General features: G+C 64.3%; 1 protein-coding gene. It reads right to left on the bottom strand.

Annotated features, from left to right (window positions below; genetic code table 11):
* Nucleotides 1-58: 58 nt before the first annotated feature.
* Nucleotides 59-1453, bottom strand: a complete 1395-nt coding sequence (gene ltrA / locus MXD60_RS26170; RefSeq protein WP_248822373.1) for a group II intron reverse transcriptase/maturase — start codon at nt 1451-1453, stop codon at nt 59-61.
* Nucleotides 1454-1916: the final 463 nt, after the last annotated feature.

Raw genomic sequence — 1916 nt, 5'->3', positions numbered from 1 at the left:
GATCGCGGTAGGGACCGCCCTTGCGGGCGGCCCCCCGCACAGATCCCAGCGTGCGGGACTACCGCACTGGGCTCCTGCCTCGGGTTCTGGCGTCGAAGCGCACGACGGGGAAAGGATGCCGTGGACGGGCGGGTGGTAGCCATCGTTTGGTGATGCGGTCCATCCGTATCCAGTTCAGACGCGTGCGCTGGCTGCGGCGCCGCAGCGCCTTGTACCAGTGCCGCCCGACCTGCGTGCGGAAAGATGCGACCGCATCGGTGTTGCCAGGGACAGCGTAATAGGCGAGGTAACCGTTCACCACGCTACGTAACCACCGCCCCTGCTCGGGAAGGGATTGATGCCGGCGCCGCTTGAGCTCTTCCTTGATCTCCCGCAGCTTCATCCGCATGCGCTTCTTTTCCGTGACACGCCTCACCCAGAACCGCCCACCCCTGGTCATCGCACACATATGCGTGAATCCCAGGAAGTTGAACGTCTCGGGTCTACCCCTGTCCCGCGCTGTTCGCCGTTCCGCGGCATGGCGCCCGAACTCGATCAGCCGGGTCTTGTCGGGGTGCAGTTCCATTCCGAACTTCGCGAACCTCTCGCGTAGATCGGCCAGGAACCGCCTGGCGTCTTCCTGGTACTCGAAGCCAGCGATGGCGTCGTCGGCGAAGCGCACGACGATCATGTCTCCGTGCGCGAAGCGACTTCGCCACCACTGGACCCACAGGTCGAAGACATAGTGGAGGTAGACATTGGCGAGCAACGGTGAAACCGATGCTCCCTGCGGAACTCCCTCCATGGTCCGCGACCACGTCCCGTTCTCGATGACTCCTGCGTTCAGCCATTTCTGGACCAGCCGCAGGACCCGTTGATCCGCAATCCGGTGCTCAAGGAACTTCATCAGCCAGTGATGGTCAAGGCTGGTAAAGAAATCGCGGATGTCCGCGTCGAGCACCCAGTTCACCCTCTTACGTTCGATCCCGACCGTGAGCGCATCGAGCGCGTGATGCGGGCTGCGCCCCGGCCGGAACCCGTAGGAGAATCCCAGAAAATCCACCTCGTAGACGACGTTCAGTACCTCGACGACGGCCCGCTGGACGATCTTGTCTTCCAGTGTGGCGATGCCGAGCGGCCGCTGCCGCCCGTCCGCCTTCGGTATGTACGCCCTGCGTGATGGTTTCGCCTGGTAGCGCCCTGTGTGAAGCCGCTCGTGCAGGTCGCGGAGGTTGTCCTCCAGCCTCTGTCCGTAAGCCTCCCACGTCATCCCGTCAATGCCCGGAGCGGCTGCCGGGTGGATAGCCCGGTAGGCCGCTCTGAGGCGGTCGATGTCAACGTGGTGCAGCAGCGCGGTGAACCGTGCTTCCTTTTTCTGTCGTGCTACGCGGCGCACACGTTCCAGCGCATTGGGCGCGCCTGCTCCGGCTCTGTGTCCGGGACGCGTTTTGCTGGCCGTGTTCCCCTCGGCCATGCCCCTTCCCTCCCCCATCTCCGCCACCGCGTACACGGTTTTGTTCGACAGGTTCGCAGGTACTACGGGCATGTCTGACTTCCCACGTTCGTGCATCTCAGGCGTACCGCCTCAGCGTTCTCTGAGCGGCCCGACCGGCCATCGACCCGGCGGGCGACCGTGGGATCTCCCGGTTCTCGCGCATGAAGATTCCGTACATGCCATGGTTCTCCGACCGCGCGGGGTCCCCCGACGACTCGCGCATAGCGCCGCCGGCGATGTTGCCTTCCGCGTCAGTTAACCGCGTCGGCACCCCAACCTCCCTGATTTCGCGGCTCAATAGCCCGGCCTGCACGTACCCCTACCAACGCTTCGCCTGCGCCCTCGCGGACACCGACGCATGGTTCAGGGCCACCGTGGGTCGCTAGCCCTTCGATGTAGAGCTCTTCCATCTCCTTCTCCATGCCGGTTTATCCCGGCGCTC

Source organism: Frankia sp. AgB32, from assembly GCF_023243045.1.
Classification (GTDB): Bacteria; Actinomycetota; Actinomycetes; order Frankiales; family Frankiaceae; genus Frankia.
Note: the sequence above shows the minus strand (reverse complement) of the source record. Positions and strands in the feature narration are given on the sequence as shown.

Excerpts from the sequence above, each read along its gene's own strand:
- ltrA (WP_248822373.1), bottom strand. The coding sequence starts at position 1,453 with ATGGCCGAGGGGAACACGGCCAGCAAAACGCGTCCCGGACACAGAGCC.